This is a genomic window from Brevibacterium sp. UBA7493, from assembly GCF_002479565.1.
GTDB classification, from domain to species: Bacteria; Actinomycetota; Actinomycetes; order Actinomycetales; family Brevibacteriaceae; genus Brevibacterium; species Brevibacterium luteolum.
Genome location: NZ_DLOD01000001.1, coordinates 57,708 through 76,216, shown reverse-complemented (window position 1 = coordinate 76,216; position 18,509 = coordinate 57,708). Strand labels below are relative to the sequence as shown.

At 69.1% G+C, this 18,509-nt stretch carries 18 protein-coding genes and 1 tRNA gene; 11 read left to right on the top strand and 8 right to left on the bottom strand.

Annotated features, from left to right (window positions below; genetic code table 11):
* The 5 genes from B4E96_RS00365 to B4E96_RS00345 form a co-directional block, all read left to right on the top strand.
* On the top strand, positions 1–971 hold a 971-nt coding region (locus B4E96_RS00365; RefSeq protein WP_286955891.1), incomplete at its 5' end, for a hypothetical protein.
* Positions 971–1,555: a signal peptidase I gene (locus tag B4E96_RS00360; protein ID WP_286955889.1), complete on the top strand. Its 585-nt coding sequence runs from the start codon at positions 971–973 to the stop codon at positions 1,553–1,555. The genes B4E96_RS00365 and B4E96_RS00360, both read left to right, overlap by 1 nt.
* Positions 1,548–2,390: an LPXTG cell wall anchor domain-containing protein gene (locus B4E96_RS00355; protein WP_286955887.1), complete on the top strand. Its 843-nt coding sequence runs from the start codon at positions 1,548–1,550 to the stop codon at positions 2,388–2,390. The genes B4E96_RS00360 and B4E96_RS00355 overlap by 8 nt, the downstream gene beginning before the upstream one ends.
* 109 nt (positions 2,391–2,499) lie before the next feature.
* A complete protein-coding gene (locus B4E96_RS00350; RefSeq protein ID WP_286955886.1) occupies positions 2,500–2,955 on the top strand; it encodes a hypothetical protein in 456 nt (151 codons plus the stop codon).
* Between the two features lie 22 nt (positions 2,956–2,977).
* On the top strand, positions 2,978–3,322 hold the full coding sequence (locus tag B4E96_RS00345; RefSeq protein ID WP_191724881.1) for a transcriptional regulator: 345 nt from the start codon (positions 2,978–2,980) through the stop codon (positions 3,320–3,322).
* 104 nt (positions 3,323–3,426) lie between these two features.
* On the opposite strand, the gene B4E96_RS00340 is transcribed toward B4E96_RS00345, so the two are convergent.
* Positions 3,427–3,508: transfer RNA gene (locus tag B4E96_RS00340), tRNA-Tyr, on the bottom strand.
* Between the two features lie 125 nt (positions 3,509–3,633).
* On the opposite strand from B4E96_RS00340, the gene B4E96_RS00335 reads away from it, so the two are divergent.
* A complete protein-coding gene (locus B4E96_RS00335; RefSeq protein WP_102161404.1) occupies positions 3,634–4,125 on the top strand; it encodes a YajQ family cyclic di-GMP-binding protein in 492 nt (163 codons plus the stop codon).
* On the opposite strand, the gene B4E96_RS00330 is transcribed toward B4E96_RS00335, so the two are convergent.
* The gene (locus B4E96_RS00330; protein WP_286955894.1) at positions 4,116–5,273 is read right to left on the bottom strand and encodes an alpha/beta fold hydrolase; all 1,158 of its coding nucleotides are present in this window, start codon (positions 5,271–5,273) and stop codon (positions 4,116–4,118) included. The genes B4E96_RS00335 and B4E96_RS00330 overlap by 10 nt on opposite strands.
* A 93-nt stretch (positions 5,274–5,366) precedes the next feature.
* Positions 5,367–6,788, bottom strand: coding sequence for an FAD-dependent oxidoreductase (locus B4E96_RS00325; protein WP_286955881.1), 1,422 nt, complete (start codon positions 6,786–6,788; stop codon positions 5,367–5,369).
* A 121-nt stretch (positions 6,789–6,909) separates the two neighbouring features.
* Between B4E96_RS00325 and rarD the strand changes: the two genes are divergently transcribed.
* Positions 6,910–7,899: an EamA family transporter RarD gene (gene rarD, locus B4E96_RS00320; RefSeq protein WP_286955880.1), complete on the top strand. Its 990-nt coding sequence runs from the start codon at positions 6,910–6,912 to the stop codon at positions 7,897–7,899.
* A 3-nt stretch (positions 7,900–7,902) separates the two neighbouring features.
* Here the strand turns inward: rarD and B4E96_RS00315 are convergent, their stop codons facing one another.
* From B4E96_RS00315 to B4E96_RS00305, 3 genes are read right to left on the bottom strand one after another with little or no spacing between them, the layout of a single operon-like run.
* Entirely contained in the window at positions 7,903–8,913 is a 1,011-nt protein-coding gene (locus B4E96_RS00315) for a polyprenyl synthetase family protein (protein WP_286955877.1), read from the bottom strand.
* Positions 8,914–8,951: 38 nt separating this feature from the next.
* Positions 8,952–10,271, bottom strand: coding sequence for a geranylgeranyl reductase family protein (locus B4E96_RS00310; protein ID WP_286955875.1), 1,320 nt, complete (start codon positions 10,269–10,271; stop codon positions 8,952–8,954).
* Complete coding sequence (locus B4E96_RS00305; protein ID WP_165884646.1) at positions 10,268–10,996, bottom strand: demethylmenaquinone methyltransferase; 729 nt, start codon at positions 10,994–10,996, stop codon at positions 10,268–10,270. The genes B4E96_RS00310 and B4E96_RS00305 overlap by 4 nt, the downstream gene beginning before the upstream one ends.
* A 113-nt stretch (positions 10,997–11,109) precedes the next feature.
* Between B4E96_RS00305 and B4E96_RS00300 the strand changes: the two genes are divergently transcribed.
* Positions 11,110–12,573, top strand: coding sequence for an isochorismate synthase (locus tag B4E96_RS00300; RefSeq protein WP_286955873.1), 1,464 nt, complete (start codon positions 11,110–11,112; stop codon positions 12,571–12,573).
* Positions 12,566–13,084, top strand: coding sequence for a hypothetical protein (locus B4E96_RS00295; protein WP_286955872.1), 519 nt, complete (start codon positions 12,566–12,568; stop codon positions 13,082–13,084). The genes B4E96_RS00300 and B4E96_RS00295 overlap by 8 nt, the downstream gene beginning before the upstream one ends.
* Before the next feature lie 21 nt (positions 13,085–13,105).
* On the opposite strand, the gene menD is transcribed toward B4E96_RS00295, so the two are convergent.
* Entirely contained in the window at positions 13,106–14,779 is a 1,674-nt protein-coding gene (gene menD / locus B4E96_RS00290; RefSeq protein ID WP_286955870.1) for a 2-succinyl-5-enolpyruvyl-6-hydroxy-3-cyclohexene-1-carboxylic-acid synthase, read from the bottom strand.
* A gap of 89 nt (positions 14,780–14,868) precedes the next feature.
* On the opposite strand from menD, the gene B4E96_RS00285 reads away from it, so the two are divergent.
* Both B4E96_RS00285 and B4E96_RS00280 read left to right on the top strand, forming a co-directional pair.
* A complete protein-coding gene (locus tag B4E96_RS00285) occupies positions 14,869–15,828 on the top strand; it encodes a CPBP family intramembrane glutamic endopeptidase (protein WP_286955869.1) in 960 nt (319 codons plus the stop codon).
* Between the two features lie 97 nt (positions 15,829–15,925).
* On the top strand, positions 15,926–17,401 hold the full coding sequence (locus B4E96_RS00280) for an alpha/beta hydrolase (protein ID WP_286955867.1): 1,476 nt from the start codon (positions 15,926–15,928) through the stop codon (positions 17,399–17,401).
* Between the two features lie 45 nt (positions 17,402–17,446).
* Here the strand turns inward: B4E96_RS00280 and B4E96_RS00275 are convergent, their stop codons facing one another.
* Positions 17,447–18,466, bottom strand: a complete 1,020-nt coding sequence (locus B4E96_RS00275) for a GNAT family N-acetyltransferase (protein WP_286955865.1) — start codon at positions 18,464–18,466, stop codon at positions 17,447–17,449.
* Between the last annotated feature and the right edge of the window lie 43 nt (positions 18,467–18,509).

The following is an 18,509-nucleotide window of genomic DNA, read 5'->3' as shown; positions in this document are numbered from 1 at the left end:
GGGTACTTCCGTGGTGCGACCATGCCGCCCATCCTTCCGGGTTAACGATGTCTCCATTAAACCCAGGGCGATTCAACTCGAAACTCGAGCCGGTGCGCAACTCCCGCATCACCTTCGCTCTCGCCCCGGCTGGGCAGACGTGCATGAGCAGCGAACGGGAGCAGGTCTGGACAGCAAAGGAAGCCGGACAGGCTCCGCCAGCGAATGGGCTCTTCACTCCGCCGGCCGGTGATGCGACGTTCATGCTCGCAGCCGGTGAGACCCGCCACATGTGCATCGACGTCGCGCTCAACACCGCTTCGTCGACGGTGGACGAGCGTCGCACCCTGCTGCGCCGCTTCGCCGGCGCCGGCATGAAAGCCGTCACCGACATCGGCCCGGCTCAGACGCTGTCGACCGATGGCCGTGAATCTGGGTCGGTCACAAGCCTCTACCGCGTCAGCATGCCGCAGCCAGTACCGTCGCCCTCCATCACGTCAAACGGAGTTACCGGATGTCAGCCCGGACGCATGTCCAGTTTGCGCGGCTACATGCGGCTGCAGTGGGTGTGGCCAGATTCCAGCGGCTCCAGCGCCGTCGACACGTCTGTCATCGACCGGTGGGAAGTCTGGAGCAAGCCGACCGGCGGGTCCTGGTCCAAGATCACCAACGGCTACCACGTGCGTCCCAGTGATCGCATCTTGGCTCCGGAGTATCCCGGTGGCAACATCCCTGCGTCAGAGCGTCATGTGTACGTCGAACGCGCCATCATCCGCGACCCAGCTTTGGACGGCGACCGGAAGCACCGTGATTTCGCCATAGTCGGTGTTCTGAAGAACTCCGCGCAGACAAGATTCGTTGCGGCGCAGGGGTGGGACCTGTCGTGGAACGGCATCTCGGACCCGCTTAAGAACCAGTACCTCTGCCACAGCACCTTCACCACGCCTGGAAATCTCACCGGCGCCCCGAACGTCCCGGGGAGGCAGTGGTGATGCGCACGCTCCTCACGTGGCTCCTGTGGAGCGTTGCCGCTGCTCTGGCGCTGCTGCTGCTCGCGATGGTCGTCGTTCCCCGCCTCATGGGATGGGTGCCGCTGACAGTGCTGACTGGGTCGATGGAGCCTGCGATCCCGCCGGGTTCGCAGGTCTATGTCAAACCGGTTGACGGCGCGGCCGAGGTCTCCGTCGGCGATGTCATCACGTTCATGCCCAACCCTGATGACGACACGCTCGTCACTCACCGGGTCACCGGCATCGGTGTCAACGGAGCCGGCGAGAAGTCCTTCACCACCCAGGGCGATGCCAACAACGCGCCCGACCCGGAGGCGGTGCTTCCCAAGCAGATCCGCGGCGTCGTCGTCTACCACCTCCCCTACGTCGGACACATCGCACTCGGCATCGACGGACCGGCGAAGATCGCCGCGATCACCGTCATCGGCCTGGCACTCATCGGCTACGCGATCTGGCAGCTGCTGCTCGCCGGCCGCGACCGCGTACGGCACCGCCCAGATTCCGAGGATGAGACCGCACCCGGTGAGCATTGCACCGACGCCGAGGAGGCGCGCACCGATGCCTGAGACCTCCGCCTCACAGCACGCTCTCGCGCGCCGGGTCGCACGCGCCCTGCTGGCTGCCCTCGCAGCCTTCGCTCTTGCTCTGGACGTGTTGCCTGCCACGGCGACCACCGCCTCGGCATCAGCTCCCATCGACGTCTCCGTCGACGGTGAGAACTGGGCGCCAAAGCTGCCCCGGCAGCTGTTCGACAGCGTCGATCGCCTCTCCCCCGGTGACCGCGTCGACGACACGGTATGGCTGAGGAATGCCGCCGATGTGCCGATCGCCGTTCGCGTGCAGATGCGCTGGATCGGTCCGGCGGACACGGCAGCGATCGACGATGCGATCGCCGTGGGCATGAACGGGAGCTCTGCGACCGTCCGCCGGCTGCGCGCCGAGCCTCTGACCGCCGACCTCGGTAAGCTCGCCCCGCAGGCCACTGCCCGTCTCGACGCCGAGGCCGTGCTGCCGTTCTCGGCGCCGAACGCGACGCAGTCGCGGTACCTCGATCTCGATCTCGTCCTCCAGCTCAGCGGCGAAGACGATCCCGATCCGCAGCCGACGTCTGAGCCGAGCCCTGACCCGAGCACCGATCCGAGTGCGGACCCGAGCGATGAGCCCGGGCCGGATCCGTCCGCTTCGACCACCCCGCCGGGACCTGAGAGCGACTCCGAGGACGGCGAGCGCAGCCCGCCGCGCGATGACGAGGCCGACCGCTGGGCACCGCTGCCGCGCACCGGAGCGGAGACGCTGCTGCTCCTGGCGGCAGGGCTGGTGGCGATCGGTGCCGGCATCACCGCGCTGCTCGTGGCTCGCCGTCGGCGCCGCGTTGCGGAAGAGGACGCCACACAGCGCTGAGGCGCAGCCGATCAGATTCCCTCACCTCAACTACTTGCCATCCTGGAAAGTGGTTGATACTCTGACATCAGTTGCAGAAGACGACAGATGAGGAGACGAAGGAGTCACGATGACGAACAGCACCTCAGCACACGCCCACCAGCACCCCGACCCAGCCGAAGCCCGCACATCACTCGCCGCAGCAGAACAGGCGCACACCACCTCCGCGCATGCCAACACGCTGCCCTTGGCCGCCGGTCTTCTGGCCTCCGGGGCCGCGATGACCGCCGGATCACTCGTCGTCGCCGCTGACGCCGAGGCGGGAGGCTCACCGCTGTTCATCCTGCGGATCCTGCTGTCCCTCGCGCTGCTCATCCCCGGCGCGGTCATCTACTCCGCCGCCCGCTCGTGGGCGCGCCGGGACACTATCTTGCTCGTCACCGTGCTCGTGCTGCAGGTGGGCGCCTACATCGGCGCGGCGATGGCAGCGAACCTGCTCGCCGCCCCGCTGTACGCTGACCTCGCCGCCGGCTTCATCATCCTCGTCACCACCGTGGCGATGGCCGTGCTGCGCCGCCGTGCGTGAGCCGCCAGACAGGAGAACGATGATGAGCACCCACCAGAATGCGATTGCGCAGCTGTGCCCGCTGCTGACGAACCCCACGCGGCTGGCCCTCGTCGCCGGACTCCACGGCTGTGTGCGGGCGGACTTCCGCACGATCCGCGAGCAGCTCGGCGTCAGCGATTCGACACTGTCGAAGCACATCTCCGCCCTCGAAGACGAGGAGATCGTGGCAGTCCGCAAGGGCTTCGTCGGCAAGCGGGCGCGCACGTGGCTGAGCCTCACCCCGGCCGGCCGGAAGGTCTATGACGCGCATATGACCGGGTTGCGCCAGATCGCGGACCTGGCGTTCAGCGAGGCCGAGGCGGAGGACGAACCGAGCACCAGGTGAGCCGCAGCCGGCACCATCCTGCGAACCCGGCCGCACAGGCCCGGCGACGGCATAGTCCCGGCGACGGCGAAGGCCCGAGGCGAGAACGCCTCGGGCCTTGGCTGTGGCAGGTATAGGATTCGAACCTATGAAGGCAATGCCGGCTGATTTACAGTCAGCTCCCTTTGGCCGCTCGGGCAACCTGCCAGGTGTCTGCTTGACGCGCATGCGCGCTCAAGCACCTATGGAAGAATACTAGCTTCGCGGCCGAAACGCCAATCGCCTCAGCGCCTAGACTGGTGTGCGAACCGTCACCGTCTCCAGGAGGATCCATGGCCAGCGAATCGTCATTCGACATCGTCTCCGAAGTCGACCGGCAGGAAGCCGACAACGCCCTGAATCAGGCGGCGAAGGAGATCCGCTCCCGCTACGACTTCAAGGGCACCGACGCCTCGATCGAATGGTCCGGCGAGTCGATCATGATGAAGGCGGTGAGCGAGGACCGCGTCAAGGCCGTGCTCGATGTCTTCCAGTCCAAGCTCGTGCGCCGCGGCATCTCGCTCAAGTCCCTCGAGACCGGCGACCCGTACGCCTCGGGCAAGGAGTACCGCCTGGAGGGTCACCTCAAGGAGGGCATCGACAAGGAGAACGCGAAGAAGATCGCGAAGATCATCCGCGATGAGGGCCCCAAGGGCGTCAAAGCCCAGATCCAGGGCGAGGAGCTGCGGGTGAGCTCGAAGAAGCGCGATGACCTGCAGGCGGTCATCGCCCTGCTCAAGGGCAAGGACCTCGACGTCGACCTGCAGTTCACCAACTACCGCTGACCGGGTCGCTGACTGACCGGTCGCAGCCGGTCGGCCAGCAGGCTGGCGCGCAGCATCCCGCCGAGGCGGTGCGAGCCTGAACCGGAGCGCCGGCCGCTGGCCGCAGCCAGCTCATCTGCCCGCGGGCGCCGGCCGGCGGCATGCGCGGTCACGACGGCGAGGAACAGCCCAGCATGCGTGTCGAGAGCGCTGTGCCCGTGGTCGGCAACCGGGATGAGCGCACCGTCGGGTGCCTCAGCTGCGACGCGTGCGGCGATGCTGCGTGGAGTGCGCAGGTCGCGATTCCCGGAGATCACGGTCACCGGGGCCTGCAGCCGTTTGAGCGCTGCCGGCAGATCATAGGGCTCTCCGGCGAACGGGGTGAAGCGGCCGCCTGCGTCTCCGAAGTCCGCTGAGGAGTCGAAGAGGCTGCCGCGGCCCGGCAGCGCATAGCCGAGTTCGCGCACCGCGATCTCACCGACGAGGTCGAACTCCATGATGTGCGGTCTGCGCGATTCGAGCTCGGCGGTGGTGAGCTTCGTCAGCATCGCCTGCGTCCACCCGGCGCGGCCGAGCGCGATCTGGTTGAGCAGCCGGTCGAGTGCGCCGACCCCGGCGAACTCGAAGACAGTGCGCACCATGCGGCCGAGGTCCTGCTGCCCGATGAGCTGGGAGCCGGCGAGGTCGCGGATCTTCATCGCCACCCGCTCGGTCTCGGGCAGGTCAGCGGCAGGATCGACGGGCCCGGCGATGCCGGGCACCGGGCCGATCTCGCCCAGCTCTGCCGGCGGGTGCCCGTCGACGAGCAGCTGGAGGCTGTAGTCCTCGATGCGCTGCGGGAAGCTCGCGTCGATCATCGCCGAGTCGAGGACGAGGGCGGCGGTGCGCGCGGGATGGCCGGCGGCGAAGGCCTGGACCACATAGGTGCCGTACGAGCATCCGGCGAGCACCGCCTCGGGAACGGATTCCGCATCCAGGACAGCGGCGATGTCATCGGCCACCGCAGCCACGCGCATCGCCTCACGCGGCAGATCCGCACCGTCTGTGTCACAGCGGGACAGGCCGATGCCGCGGTGCTCGATCATGATGACGTCGAGACCGGCGCGGGCGGCACGGGCCCGCAGGCCGGCGAACGGCACGAGGGAGCCGAGACCCGGCCCGCCGGGGATGATGACGATCGGCAGGCCGGCTGGGCGGGCGCCGGTTGCCGGCCGGCGGACGTAGTGGAGGTCGAACTCCGGGCCCGAGGCCGGTACCCACGATCAGCTTTCGCCGACGGCGACGGGGTCGGCTGCCTCGACGGCGCGGCGGGCTTCGGCGAGCATGCCCTCACGCGTGGCGATCTTGATGCGCTCACGGCCGTGGGGCTCGCCGAGCTGCTTCTCGGCGGCTTCGAGTCGGTGGTAGCCCTCCCAGTCGACGTAGTCGACGCCCTTGGCGGCAAGGCGTTCGATGATCGCGTCCTCGTCCGGTGCCGAGGGGCTCGGCAGGCGGCCGGCGACGTGGTCTTCGATGAGGTGGGTGATCGTCTCGAGCGCATCGCCCTTCGTATGGCCGATGAGCCCGACGGGCCCGCGCTTGATCCAGCCGGTGGCGTACACGCCGGGCAGCCACGGGGCGTCAGCGGATTCGGCCTGCGAGAGCGCGTCGACGACGCGGCCCTCGTGGTTCGGGATGACGCCCTTGCGCTCATCGAAGGGCAGTTCGGTCAGCGGGGTGCCGAAGTAGCCGACGGCCCGGTAGATCGCGTCCATCGGCCAGTCGACGAAATTGCCGGTGCCGGTGACCCCGCCCTTGCCGTCGAGCTCCTGGCGCTCAGTGCGCAGGCCGGTCACGCCGGTCTCCTCGTCGCCGAGCACCGCGACCGGGGCGTGGAGGAAGTGCAGGTGCAGACGCCGCTTGGCGCCGGTGGGCTCACGCAGGGTGAAGTCGGTCAGCGTCTTGGTGACCTGCTTGGTCTGGTTGTTCGAGTGGATCTGGGCCATCGAGGCTTCGTCGAACTCGAAGTCCTCGGGGTAGACGATGATGTCGACGTCCTTGACGTGGCCGAGTTCGCGCAGCTCCAGCGGCGTGAACTTCGCCTGGGCCGGGCCGCGGCGGCCGAAGACGTGGACGTCGGTGACCTCGGAGCGCTTGAGTCCCTCGTAGACGTGGTCGGGGATCTCGGTGGTGAGCATGTCATCGGCCTGCTTGGCCAGCACGCGGGCGACGTCGAGGGCGACGTTGCCGTTGCCGATGACAGCGACCTCCTTCGTGTCCAGCGGCCATTCCTGCGACACGTCGGGATGGGCGTCGTACCAGTTGACGAAGTCAGCAGCCCCGTAGGAGCGCGGCAGGTCGATGCCCGGGATGTCGAGCTGGGCGTCGATGAAGCAGCCGGTGGAGAAGATGACGGCGTCGTAGTGCTCCTGCAGCTCCTCACGCGTGATGTCCGTGCCGTAGTCGACGTTGGCGAACAGCCTGATGTCCCCGCGGTCGAGCACCTTGATGAGGGCGTTGGTGATGCCCTTGATGCGCGGGTGGTCAGGGGCCACGCCGTAGCGCACCAGCCCGAAGGGGGCGGGGAGGCGTTCGAAGAGATCGATGCTGACGTCGAATTCCCGTTCAGCCTTGGTCAGCAGGTCTGCGGCGTAGATGCCGGCCGGGCCTGCGCCGATGATGGCCACCCGGAGAGGACGAGTCATAACACACCTTTCACCTAGTCAACTCTCGATTCTAACGTCCACGCGCGTGATGTCGACATCTCAGACGGTCAGTATGCGGGAAGTCACAGCAGCGATCCTGCTGTGGACTAGACTGCCGTTCGTGACTGAACGCCAGCTGACTGACGAGGAATCCGCCCGCCGCCGCTCGGGCCTCGTGCTCGGCCTCTCCGGCTACCTGTTCTGGGGTGGGATGCCGCTCGTCTTCGCCGCTGCGGCCCCGGCGACCCCGCTGGAGATCCTCGCCCACCGCATCCTGTGGTCGCTGGTGTTCTGCACGATCCTGCTGATCTTCGCCCGCGGGTTCCGGCGGGTGCTCACCGCACTGCGCGATCCGCGCGTGTTCGGCACCCTGGCCCTGGCCGCGATCGTCGTGTCGATCAACTGGTTCGGGTTCCTCCTCGGGGTCAGTCTCAACCGCGTCGTCGAGGTCTCGCTCGGCTACTTCTTCAATCCGCTCGTCACGGTGCTCATCGGGGTGATCTTCCTCGGTGAGCGGCTGCGCAAGCTGCAGTGGGCGGCGGTCATCGTCGGCTGCCTGGCTGTTGTCGTCATCGCGGTGGGCTACGGGCAGATGCCGTGGCTGGCGCTGCTCGTGGCGTTCTCCTTCGGCCTCTACGGCCTCATCAAGAACCGGGTCGGCGGCAGGGTTGGTGCGCTCGAAGGGCTCACAGTCGAGACCGCGGTGCTCACCCCGGTCTGCGGTGCCTACATCATCTACCTCACCGTCACCGGTGCCTCGCACTTCGGCACCGAGGGCACCGGGCATCTGCTTATCATGCTCGCACTCGGCCCGATCACCGCGATCCCGCTCATCCTCTTCGGTGCCGCCACCCGGCGGGTGCCGCTGTCGTGGGTGGGGCTCATGCAGTACGTCACCCCGACGATCCAGTTCATCCTCGGCATCACGGTGCTCGGCGAGCAGATGCCGCTGGCCCGCTGGATCGGGTTCATCATCATCTGGATCGCCGTCGTCATGCTCACCGTCGACATGCTGCGCGCTACCCAGGCGCAGCGGCGCCGCGAGATCCGCAAGGCCAATCGGCCCGAGCATCCCCCGCCGGAGGCGGAGGAGCCGCCGGCGGCCAGGTGAGTCTCAGGCGACGCGGGAGACGACGGTGTCGGCGAATTCGGCGAGGCTGTCCTTGATCCAGCCGGCCGGCAGCGCGTCGAGGGCGCTGACGGCGGCGTCGGACCAGCGGCGCGCCTCGGCCCGGGCCTCGGCGGTCACCGGGTGGGCGGCGAGTGCGGCACGCGCGGTCTCGAGCGCCTCATTGGAGGACAGGTCGGCGGCGAGCAGTTCGACGATGCGCTGCGCCTCAACGTCACCGGCAGCGGCGGCGCGGCGCAGGTAGAGCACCGGCAGGGTCGGCACGCCTTCACGCAGGTCCGTGCCGGGCGTCTTGCCGGAGGTCTCGGAATCCGAGGTCAGGTCGATGATGTCGTCGGCGAGCTGGAATGCCACGCCGACGCGTTCGCCGTAGTCGCGCAGCACCGGCACGAGCTCGGCCGGCGCGCCGGCGGCGAGCAGCCCGAACTCACAGGAGCCTGCGATGAGCGAACCTGTCTTGTCAGCCAGCACCTTGAGGTAGTGCTCGATCGGGTCGTCACCGGGCTGGGGGCCGACGAATTCGTTGAGCTGGCCGAGGACGAGGCGTTCGAAGGTGCGTGACTGGAGTTCGACGGCTTCGAGGCCGAGTTCGGCAGACAGCAGCGAGGCGCGGGCGAAGAGCAGGTCGCCGGTGAGGATCGCCACCGAGTTGCCCCACACTTCGTGTGCGGCCTGTGCGCCGCGGCGCACCGGGGCGTCGTCCATGACGTCGTCGTGGTAGAGGGTCGCGAGGTGGATGAGTTCGACGGCCGCGCTGGCCTTGACAACATCGCGGGTGGCCGAGTCGCCGTACTCGGCGGCGAGCAGCACGAGCATCGGCCGCACCCGCTTGCCGCCGGCGCGCAGCAGATGATGGGAGGTCTCGTTCGGCAGCTTGTCAGTCTGCGTGACGGCGATGTCGAGGAACTCCTCGACTTCGTCCAGGCGCGCTGTCAGGGCAGCGCTGAGCTCGGATCCGGCGCCGGTGAAGGAGACCGGCGACAGCGGACCCGTCATGGGTGTCGAATGCTTCGTCATGTCCGTCCCGTCAGCCCTCAGTCATTCGTCGTCGCCGGTGTCAGCCTCGTCAGTGCGGTGATGACATAGTCGTAGGCGTCCCGGTCGGTGGTGGATCCGTCGTCGTAGAGGTTCGCCAGCAGCTTGACCACGAAGGTCATCACCAGCCTGCTACTCATACCGTACTTGATGCCGAGGTTCATGAGCTCGGGGCGTCCGATGAGCTCGGCGAACACCCGCCCGAGGGTGAAGTAGGAGCCGAAGCTCTCCCGCACGGCGGCCGGGTATTCGGCCAGGCGGCGCCGGCGGGCGGCCTCGGGATAGCGGGCGTAGGTGGAGATGACCTCGGCGGCGATGCGGGCGGCTTCCATGCCGTAGTCGATGCCCTCGCCGTTGAAGGGGTTGACCATTCCGCCGGCGTCGCCGATGAGCAGCATGCCGCGGTCGAAGTGCGGGGTGCGGTTGAAAGCCATCGGCAGGGCCGCTGAGCGCACCGGGGTCAGTTCGGTCGACTCGTCGATGTCCCATTCGTGACCCATGGCTGCGATCCAGTCACGCAGCACCGCCCGGTAGTCGACCTGCCCGAAGGCCGGGGAGGTGTTGAGCATCCCGAGTCCGACGTTGACGGTGCCGTCGCCGAGCGGGAACAGCCAGCCGTAGCCGGGCATCACCTCGCCACCGGTCGCCTGGCCCGAGGCGATGGTCTGGGTGGGTGCGGTGAGTTCGACCCAGCTTTCGATGTAGTCATCGTCATGGCGCGGGGAGGAATGGTAGGTGCGCACAGCCACGCCCATCGGGCGGTCGTCGCGCTTCTCGATGCCCATGGCCACGGCCATGCGGGATGACACGCCGTCGGCGGCGATGACGACCGGGGCGCGGAAGGCCATTTCGGGGCCGGTCTTGCGGCCGCGCTCGTCAGTCGCCCGGGCCGCGACGCCGGTGACCCAGCCGTCGGCGCTGAGGATCGGATGGGTGGCCATCGTGTTCTCATGCAGGCGCGCGCCGCACGCGGCTGCGAAGCCGGCGAGGTCGGCGTCGAGCTTCATGCGCGGGCGGGTGAGTCCGTGATCGGGCATGCCGGGCACGTCGGGCCAGTCGATCTCCAGGCGGTGGCCGGCGCCGATGAGCCTAAGCCCGCGGTTGGGATGCCAGCCGTCCTCGCGACGGGTCGGGAGGCCGAGGCGCTGGGTTTCGCGCACGGCACGCGGGGTGAGCGCGTCGCCGCAGATCTTGTCGCGCGGAAAGGAGGCCTTCTCCAGAAGCGCAACGTCGAAGCCTGCCTGGGCGAGGTGAGCGGCTGCGGTCGAGCCGGCCGGTCCTGCACCGACGATGACGACGTCGGCGTCGATGTGGGTCATGCCGTCGCGTGGCCAGCCGGGTTGGGCCCGGCGGCGGGCTTGAGGGCGTGGTGGATGGCGACGATGCCGCCGGTGAGATTGCGGTACTTCACCTGGTCGAAGCCGGCTGAGAAGATCTGCCGGGCGAAGGTGTCCTGGTCCGGCCAGGCGCGGATCGACTCGGCGAGGTAGACGTAGGCCTCGGGGTTCGAGCTCACAGCCTTCGCCAGGGCCGGCAGCGCGGCCATGATGTACTCCTTGTACGCCACGGCGAACGGTCCGAATGTTGGGGTGGAGAACTCGGCGATGACGAGCCGGCCGCCGGGCTTGAGGACGCGCAGGATCTCGGTCAGTGCCGCGTCGACGTCCTGGAAGTTGCGGATGCCGTAGGTGATCGTCACCGCATCGAAGTGATCGTCATCGAACGGCAGGTCGAGTGCGTCGGCATAGACGAATTCGATGTCCGGGTAGCGCTTACGACCGACTGCCAGCATCCCCTCGGAGATGTCGCCAGCCACCACCTCGGCGCCGGCGCGCACATAGGGGACGGACGAGGCGCCGGTCCCGGCGGCCAGATCGAGGATCTTCTCACCTGGTTTCGGGTCCACCGCCTCAGTGTTGGCGATGCGCCACAGGCGCGAGATCCCGAAGGTCATGACGTCGTTGGTGAGGTCGTAGCGCTCGGCGACGTCGTCGAACATCGACGCGACGTCGGCGGCCTGTTTGTCCAGCTGGGCCCGGTTCATTGCCCTATCGTCTCAACTGAGCCGCCCGGGAGCCAATCGGGGCCCGGTGGTGTGACGCGGACTGCTTGCGGTGCCTGCCGCCGGGGCCGGTGAGCACGTAGGATGGCATGAATATGGACAGCATCGATGTGAGCGATGACGACCCTGGGCTGCCGCGGTTTGCGGTGCGTTCATGGTTCATCGACGGCCTCAGCCCCCATGCCCCGGTGCCCTTCACCCACGGACTGCCGACGACGCCGCAGGAGTTCATCTCCCAGCTGCCGGCCTCAGGGTTCTCCTGCTGGGTGCGGCACACCTCCGGACTCGTCGGCTTCGGCCGCGCCGCCCGGCTGACGGCCACCGGTGCCCGCCGGTTCGCCGATCTCGACCGGGCCTGGCAGCAGATCGTGGCGACCTCGGACATCGACGACCCGGTCGGCCTGCCGGGTTCGGGGCTCATGTGCTTCTCGGCGGTGACGTTCTCCTCCCAGTCGCAGGCCACCTCGGTCATCGACATCCCCCGCTATCTGCTCGGCCGTCGTGACGGGCGCGTGTGGCTCACCTCGATCGAACCGCTCGGCACGCGCAGCCCAGACGCCGGCGACAGCACAGACCCTGCCGGCGAGCCGGAGCTCGTCCTCGCCCCGACTCCGATCCGCCGGCCGGTCGGTGCGACCCGGAAACCCGGTCATACGACCGGGGCGGACTACCTCGACATCGTCGCCCGAGCGAGTGCGCTCATGCGGGAGCAGACCGGTGCGCAGGCGCTGAAGAAGGTCGTGCTCGCCCGCGATGAGCTCATCGAGACTCCTGATGAGATCGATGTGCGCGCCCTGCTGGCGGCACTGAATACCGCCTATCCGGGCTGCTGGACCTTCGATGTCGCAGGCCTCATCGGTGCGACCCCCGAGCTGCTCGTCGGCGTCGAGGACGGCCGGGTCACCACTCGGGTGCTCGCCGGCACCTACCGGGTCGAGGACGATCCGCGAACCGAACTCGCCGCGGCCCGCGAACTGCTGGGCAAGGCCAAGGACCAGGAGGAGCACCGGTATGCGATCGAGTCGATCGTCGCGCCGCTGACCCGCCTGACCGATCAGCTGCACGTCGACGAGGAGCCGCACCTGCTGCAGCTGGCCAATGTCATCCACCTGGCCTCTGACGCCCACGGCACGCTGACAGCCCGCGACGGGCGGGTGCCGACCGCGCTGGCCGTCGCCGAGGCGGTCCATCCGACTGCTGCGATCGGCGGGGTGCCGACGCCGCTGGCCGCCGCGACGATCGCGGAGTACGAGCGCACCGACCGGGGCCGGTTCTCCGGGCCGGTGGGCTGGATGGATGCGGCCGGCAACGGGCAGTTCGGCATCGCGCTGCGGTGCGGTCAGTTCGAGGCCCGCAACCGCATCCGGCTCTTCGCCGGGGCTGGGATCATGCCCGATTCCGATCCGCTGACCGAGCTGGTCGAGACCGGTGCGAAGTTCGCGCCGATGCGCACCGCGCTCGGCATCGACCCGCAGGCCGCAATCGCCGAGGATCGCGCGGCGGCCATGCCGACGGATGCAGCACCTACGGCTGCTGAGCGGGAGGGAAGTCATGCGTAGGTCCGGGTATCTGGCGATCTTCGCAGGTGCGGTCATCGTCGCGTTCAGTGCGCTCATCAGCTTCCTGCTCAGGTTCTTCGGCGACGGGCCGCCGGCTGGTCAGGAGTTCGTCCTCACCGTCGCCGCCGTGCTCATCGCCACCGGCTTCGGCCTGCAGCTGGCGAGCACGGTCGCCGGGTCCTTCGACGACGGCACCGGTGACCATGACGGTGATGCCGAGCACGACGTCACCTCCGGCGGCACCCGCCACGACGATTCGCGCCGCGAGTTCACCGACTCAGCCGAGAACCCGGCCACCGGACTCGGCAAGGTCGCCAACATCGTCGTCTACGCCGGGGCCGGGACGTTCCTCATCGGCTATGTCACCGACCTCTTCGCCCCATCCGACGGCGGGGCGACCACCGCCGCGGTCATCATGCTCGCAGCCGGCGTCATCCTCATCGCCGGAGTCGCGCTCACTCTCATCGCCGCTTCTCGCAGGCGGACCGAGCGCCGCCGCGGCAGCGCCTGAACCCAGCGGCTGACCGCAGAATCAGCGCACCGCGGGACTCACGACCGGTGGCAGCGGCACCTCGATAATGCCCGGCTCACCGGCCGCAAGCACCTCAGCGAGCTCAGCAGGACTGCCGGCCCGCGTGTACGGCCAGCCGTAGCCAGCAGCCAGGTCGGCGAAGTCCCGGCCGTGCGCGGTGGCGAAGAAGCGCTGGAAGTACGGCACGAGGTGATCCTGACCGTGTTCGAGTCCGGCGAAGATCTGCCCGCCGTCATCATTGAGCACGATGATCTGCAGTGCTGGCAGCTCTTCGCCGGCTTCGCGCAGCAGCCCGCCGATCTCATGCAGCATCGCCAGGTCCCCGATGATGAGCCGCACCGGCACGGTCGAGTCAAGAGCCCGGGAGAACCCGGTGGCTGTCGAGATGAGCCCATCGATGCCGGCCAGTCCGCGCGAGGCATGCACATGCGCGCGCTTCTCGACCGGTACAGCGTGGATGGTCTCGGCGATGACGCGGATGGCCGAGGAGCTGGCTGCATAGACGTGCGGGCGCACATCGCCCGCGGCGGTGAGCGCCGCCTGCACGATCTCCGCTCGCCTGCCGCCGGTTCCGGTGAGCTTCCGGCCAGCCTCGCTCCAGCGGCCCAACCAGCTGCCCACACCAGCAGGACGTTCGGCGTTGCACCCGGCCTCGCGTTCAGCATCCAGTGCTGCGGTGAGACCCACCTCGGCGCCGGCGGGAATGCGGATGATCTGCCGGTCGGAGGCCAGCAGTTTCGCATCGGGCCTGAACAGAGTCGGCTTGCCGATGACCACGACCCGCCGGCAGGCGTCGAGGAGCTCTGAGTGCGCCTCGAGGACCTGCGGGTGGGCCGGCACCGCGGCGCTGGAGTCGACGAGCGGACAGGAGGGTTCGGCCAGGATCGGCACACCGGTGGCTTCCAATGCTGCGGCGACACCTGCAAGCGGGAAGCCGTGGACATCCCCGCCGAGCACGATCGTCTCCCCGGCCGCGGCAGTCAGCGCTTCGGCAGCGGCGGTGATCTGCGCCGTCTCCACTGTCTCGGTCGCGGGGATCGGCGCGGGGACCGGCGGGCACGTGAGCTCTGCTGCCCAGTCGTCTGCCGCCTCGACGGCGGTGGGCACGAGCGGGACGTCGAACTGGACGTTGATCTGCACCGGTCCCGGCTGCCCACCCGGCCCGGCACCGCAGGCCGCTGCCAGGCAGCGCCCGGCGATCGCCTCGGCATCAGCGGCGCCGGCGGGGATATCGCAGCCGGTGAGCGCCTCCGGCAGCATCGTCGCCTGAGCATCGAGAGTCTGATTGGCGCCGGTACCGCGCAGCCGGGCCGGCCGGTCGGCGGTGAGCGCGATGAGCGGCAGGTGGGCGTAGGCGGCTTCGACGAACGCCGGGTGGAGGTTCGCGACCGCCGAACCCGAGGTGGTGACGACGGCGACCGGGCGGGGGTGCCCTGCGATCCGGCGGCCTTTGGCCAGACCGAGAGCGTGGAACGCTGCCGAGCGCTCGTCGATGCGCACGAACGTGTCGATCCGGCCGGCCGCGGCTGCCTGTGCGAGCGCATAGGTCAGGGGCGCTGACCGGGAGCCGGGGCAGATGACGACATCGCGCACCCCAGCGGCGGTCAGTGCGCGGACGACGGCGCGGGCCACCGCAGTCGAGGGCTGCAGCTGCTGATCAGGAGAGGTGTTCATCACCTCGATTCAACCACGCCCTCCCGAAAGCTGTTCCCGCTCCGGTCGCAGCGTGCCGGGCTCTCGGCGGGACCGCTTAGAATGTGCTCATGACCTACCCGCCGCATCCCTATCTGCTGCGCTCTGAGCCCGAGGAGCCCAAGACGCAGCGCACGGACCGGCGGCGGATCCTGCAGCTGCTCGCCGGGGTGGTCCTGTTCATCATCACCAGCGTCGTGCTGCTCACCGTCGACTGGGCGCTGCTGAACCTCTCCGGCCGCCCGATCGAGATCACCGACCCGGGCACCATCGCGCGTCCCGGCTGGATCGCCGTCATCAGCGCCTGCGCGGCCGCCGCCGTTGCGCTGCTGCTCTACCGGCTCATCGTCGGCTGGATCGGCGGTGATCCGGGTCAGGGGCTGCGCGGGGGCTCGAAGACCATCGAGTTCCTCTTCGGCATCACCGTCGGTGTCGCGGTCATCCTCGCAGCGATCGGCATCATCGCGCTGATCGGCGGCTACCGGATCACCGGCATCCAGCTCAGTGACGGAATCCTCATCGGCCTGGCCGGCGGGATAAGCGCCGGCGTCATCGAGGAGATCGTCTTCCGCGGGATCCTGCTGCGGATCCTCGATGCGTGGTTCGGCTCATGGGCAGCACTCATCATCTCCTCAGCGCTGTTCGGTGCCGCGCATCTGGGCAATCCCGGCTCCAGCTGGTGGGGTGCGACCACGATCGCGGTAGAGGCCGGTCTGCTGCTGGGCGGGGCCTATCTGCTCACCCGCCGGCTGTGGCTGCCGATCGGCATCCACGCCACGTGGAACTTCCTCTCCGGGGGCATCTTCAGCTCCCCGGTCTCCGGCGTCGGCTCTGGGGACGGTCTGTTCGCTGCGTCGTTCTCCGGGCCGGACTGGCTGACCGGCGGGGACCTCGGCATGGAGGGCTCGGTCGTCACCGTCGCGGTGTGCTCGCTGGCCGGTCTGGCGATGCTCTTCCTCGCCCACCGGCAGGGCCAGCTGCTGCCGGGTGTGCGCACCGAGCGCCGCCGGGCAGCCAATCCCCAGCGCTGAGTCGCACGCCCGTCTCCTCCCGTTCACCCACGCGTCCTATCGTGAGCGGTGAGACCCCGTGTCGCGCCCACCGCTGCCGAGCCCTGCGAGGACGCTTATGATCCAGCGACGTCACATCATGCTCTCCGTCGGCGCGCGCGCCGTGCGCGCCCTGACCGCTGCCCGCAACCGGGCCGGCGAGTTCCCCGGCCGCAACCAGACGCTCACCTTCCTCGGCCCTGAGCCCACCGGTGAGGACGCCGCCCGCTTCCATGTGCGGGAGAAGCGCAAGCTCTCCCGCCGGCTGCGCGAGTTCTTCGTCTACTCCCCCGCCCTGTCGCGCACTGTCGGGCTGCGGGTGCTGCTGCCGGGCACCCCGAGCGAGGTCGCCGACGTCATCTACCTCTTCCACGGCTCCGGCGATGACTTCCGCTCCTGGACCGACCTCGGGGCTGCTGAGCGGATCACCGCGGAGAGCCCGTATCTCGTCGTCATGCCCGATGCCGGGGCGGCCAGCTACTCCACGCATGCCTTCGGCGATACGCTGCTCGACTGGCCGAAGTTCCACACCGGGGAGCTCGTCGACTTCGTCACCGGCCGCTATTCCGTCAACGCCGAACGCGGCGGCCAGATCCTGGCCGGCCTGTCGATGGGCGGATATGCGGCGATGAAGTACGCCGCCTGGCATCCCGACCGCTACTGCGCGGCCGCCGCATTCTCCTCCCCGCTCGACCCGCTGGCCGCCGTGCCGCTCATGGACATCATCTCGCTGCGCGAGGGCGGCGAACCGCGTTCGCTGTTCGGCGATCCGCGCCGCGATAAGGCCGAATGGCTGGCCAACTCCCCGCTGCACCTGGCGGAGAACCTCGCCGCCACCGATCTGTTGTTCACCGCCGGCTCCGGCGACCCGGACCCCGAGGAGGCCGAGGAGCACGTCGACGTGCTGGAGGCCAGCGTCAGCCACCACGGTGAGTCCTTCCACCGGCGGCTGAGCGAGCTGGGCATCAGGCACATGTGGACGCCGCGCGCCACCGGGCTGCACAACTGGTTCGCCTGGCAGCGCGAACTCGGCGAGTGGCTCACTGCGCTGCCGCAGCGGCTGGCCGCTCAGGCTGCCGCCGGCCACCGTTCCCGAGGTGGTGGTCAGGTCTCCGACGGAGGTGCGTTCACCTTCATCACCGGTCTGCCCGTGTTCTCCGTGCACGGCTGGGAGGTCTCGATCTCCCGCAGGCGCGCACAGCTGGTGACCTTCGGGCAGGTGACGACAGCCGGGTTCACCCTCAATGGGGCCGGCACGTTCCGCATCCGCACGCCTGCGCTGTACCACCCGGGCGAGAAGTATGAGCTGCGGATCTCCTCGCCGCTGTCGGAGTCAGTCTCGACGCTGCGCGCCGATGCGCAGGGCCGGCTCGACTTCACCGGCCGGATGGCCGGTGCGCTGCACGACCCGATCGTCCCCGGCCGGCGCACCCGCCACTACCGCACCTGGGGCCAGGACGAGATCACCCATGTGACAATCGCACCCTGCGAACCGGTGCCGGCCGCATCCACGACCCGGAAGCGTCACCGCGGGGACGCCGCCGAGAAACTCTGACCTCCGCACCCGGGTGAGGGATCCCGGTGGCAGCCCTGGTGATGGTTACGGGTGCAGCAGCCAGTGCGCGCGGACCGGACGGTAGCCGCGCCGGATCCACACGGGACCGGAGAGCGGATTCTGTGCCGCGTAGCCGATGAGCAGCGTGTCGACGCCCTGTGCCCGTGCGTGGGCTTCTCCGGCGGCGAGCATCCGGCTGGCCAGCCCGGTGCCGCGCAGGTGCGGTTCGGTCCAGGCGAAGCCGACATAGGCGCTGGCACCCACGGTGAGGCCGGCGGCCGCCCAGGCGGACTCCTCGGGTGGGGTGATGGTGAGGTAGGCGTCGATGGTGCCCGGCTTTCGGCCGCGCACGATCGCCGACCAGCCCGGGCCGGCTGCGATCGCCTCCCGCGCATACTGGCGCATGGCCTCCTCGGTGCTCTCGCGCATGAGGTTGGACACGAACGCGGCATCGAATGCCTGCAGCTTCACCATCCCCGCCGTCAGCGCGTCCTCATCAGCCTCCTCCGGCGCAGCGAACGGCACATCCCCAGCCGGCACCTCGGGTGCGTCGCGGTCGAGAACCCGCAGTCCGTCCATGGAGTCGAGGCGGAAGCCGGTGGCCGCCAGCGCCTGGGCGATGACCGCCTCGCGCGCGGGAATCGACACGCGGATCGACCGGTCTTCCTCATCGATCGTCTCCCCGTCGCCGAACCTGCTGCCGGGTCCGCGGGCCGTCTCGGCATCCCGGGCCCGCGCCTCGGCGACGGCAGCGGCGAGCACCGCGGCGATCCCAGCGGCATCGGCATCGGTACCGACGCGCAGCTGGATCGTGTGCGCCACTCGGGTGCCCCACACGGCAGCCGGGGTGTCGAGCCCGGAGACATGGGTGCGCACGACGGCCAGAGCGGCCGGCGATTCGGGCACGGCAGCAGCCGGATCGGCACCGACGACCGCATCCCCAGGCTCAAGCTGCGGGACCTCCAGGGGCGCCCAGGCCGGATCGAGTGCGGCCAGCCTAGCGGTCTGCTCGGTGGTGAGCCGGGCGAGCGCGGCATGCGGTGCGGGATCGAAGACGGTGTCCATGCAGCGATCCTAGACGCGCAGAGCACGCTGCGCGATTTCCGGT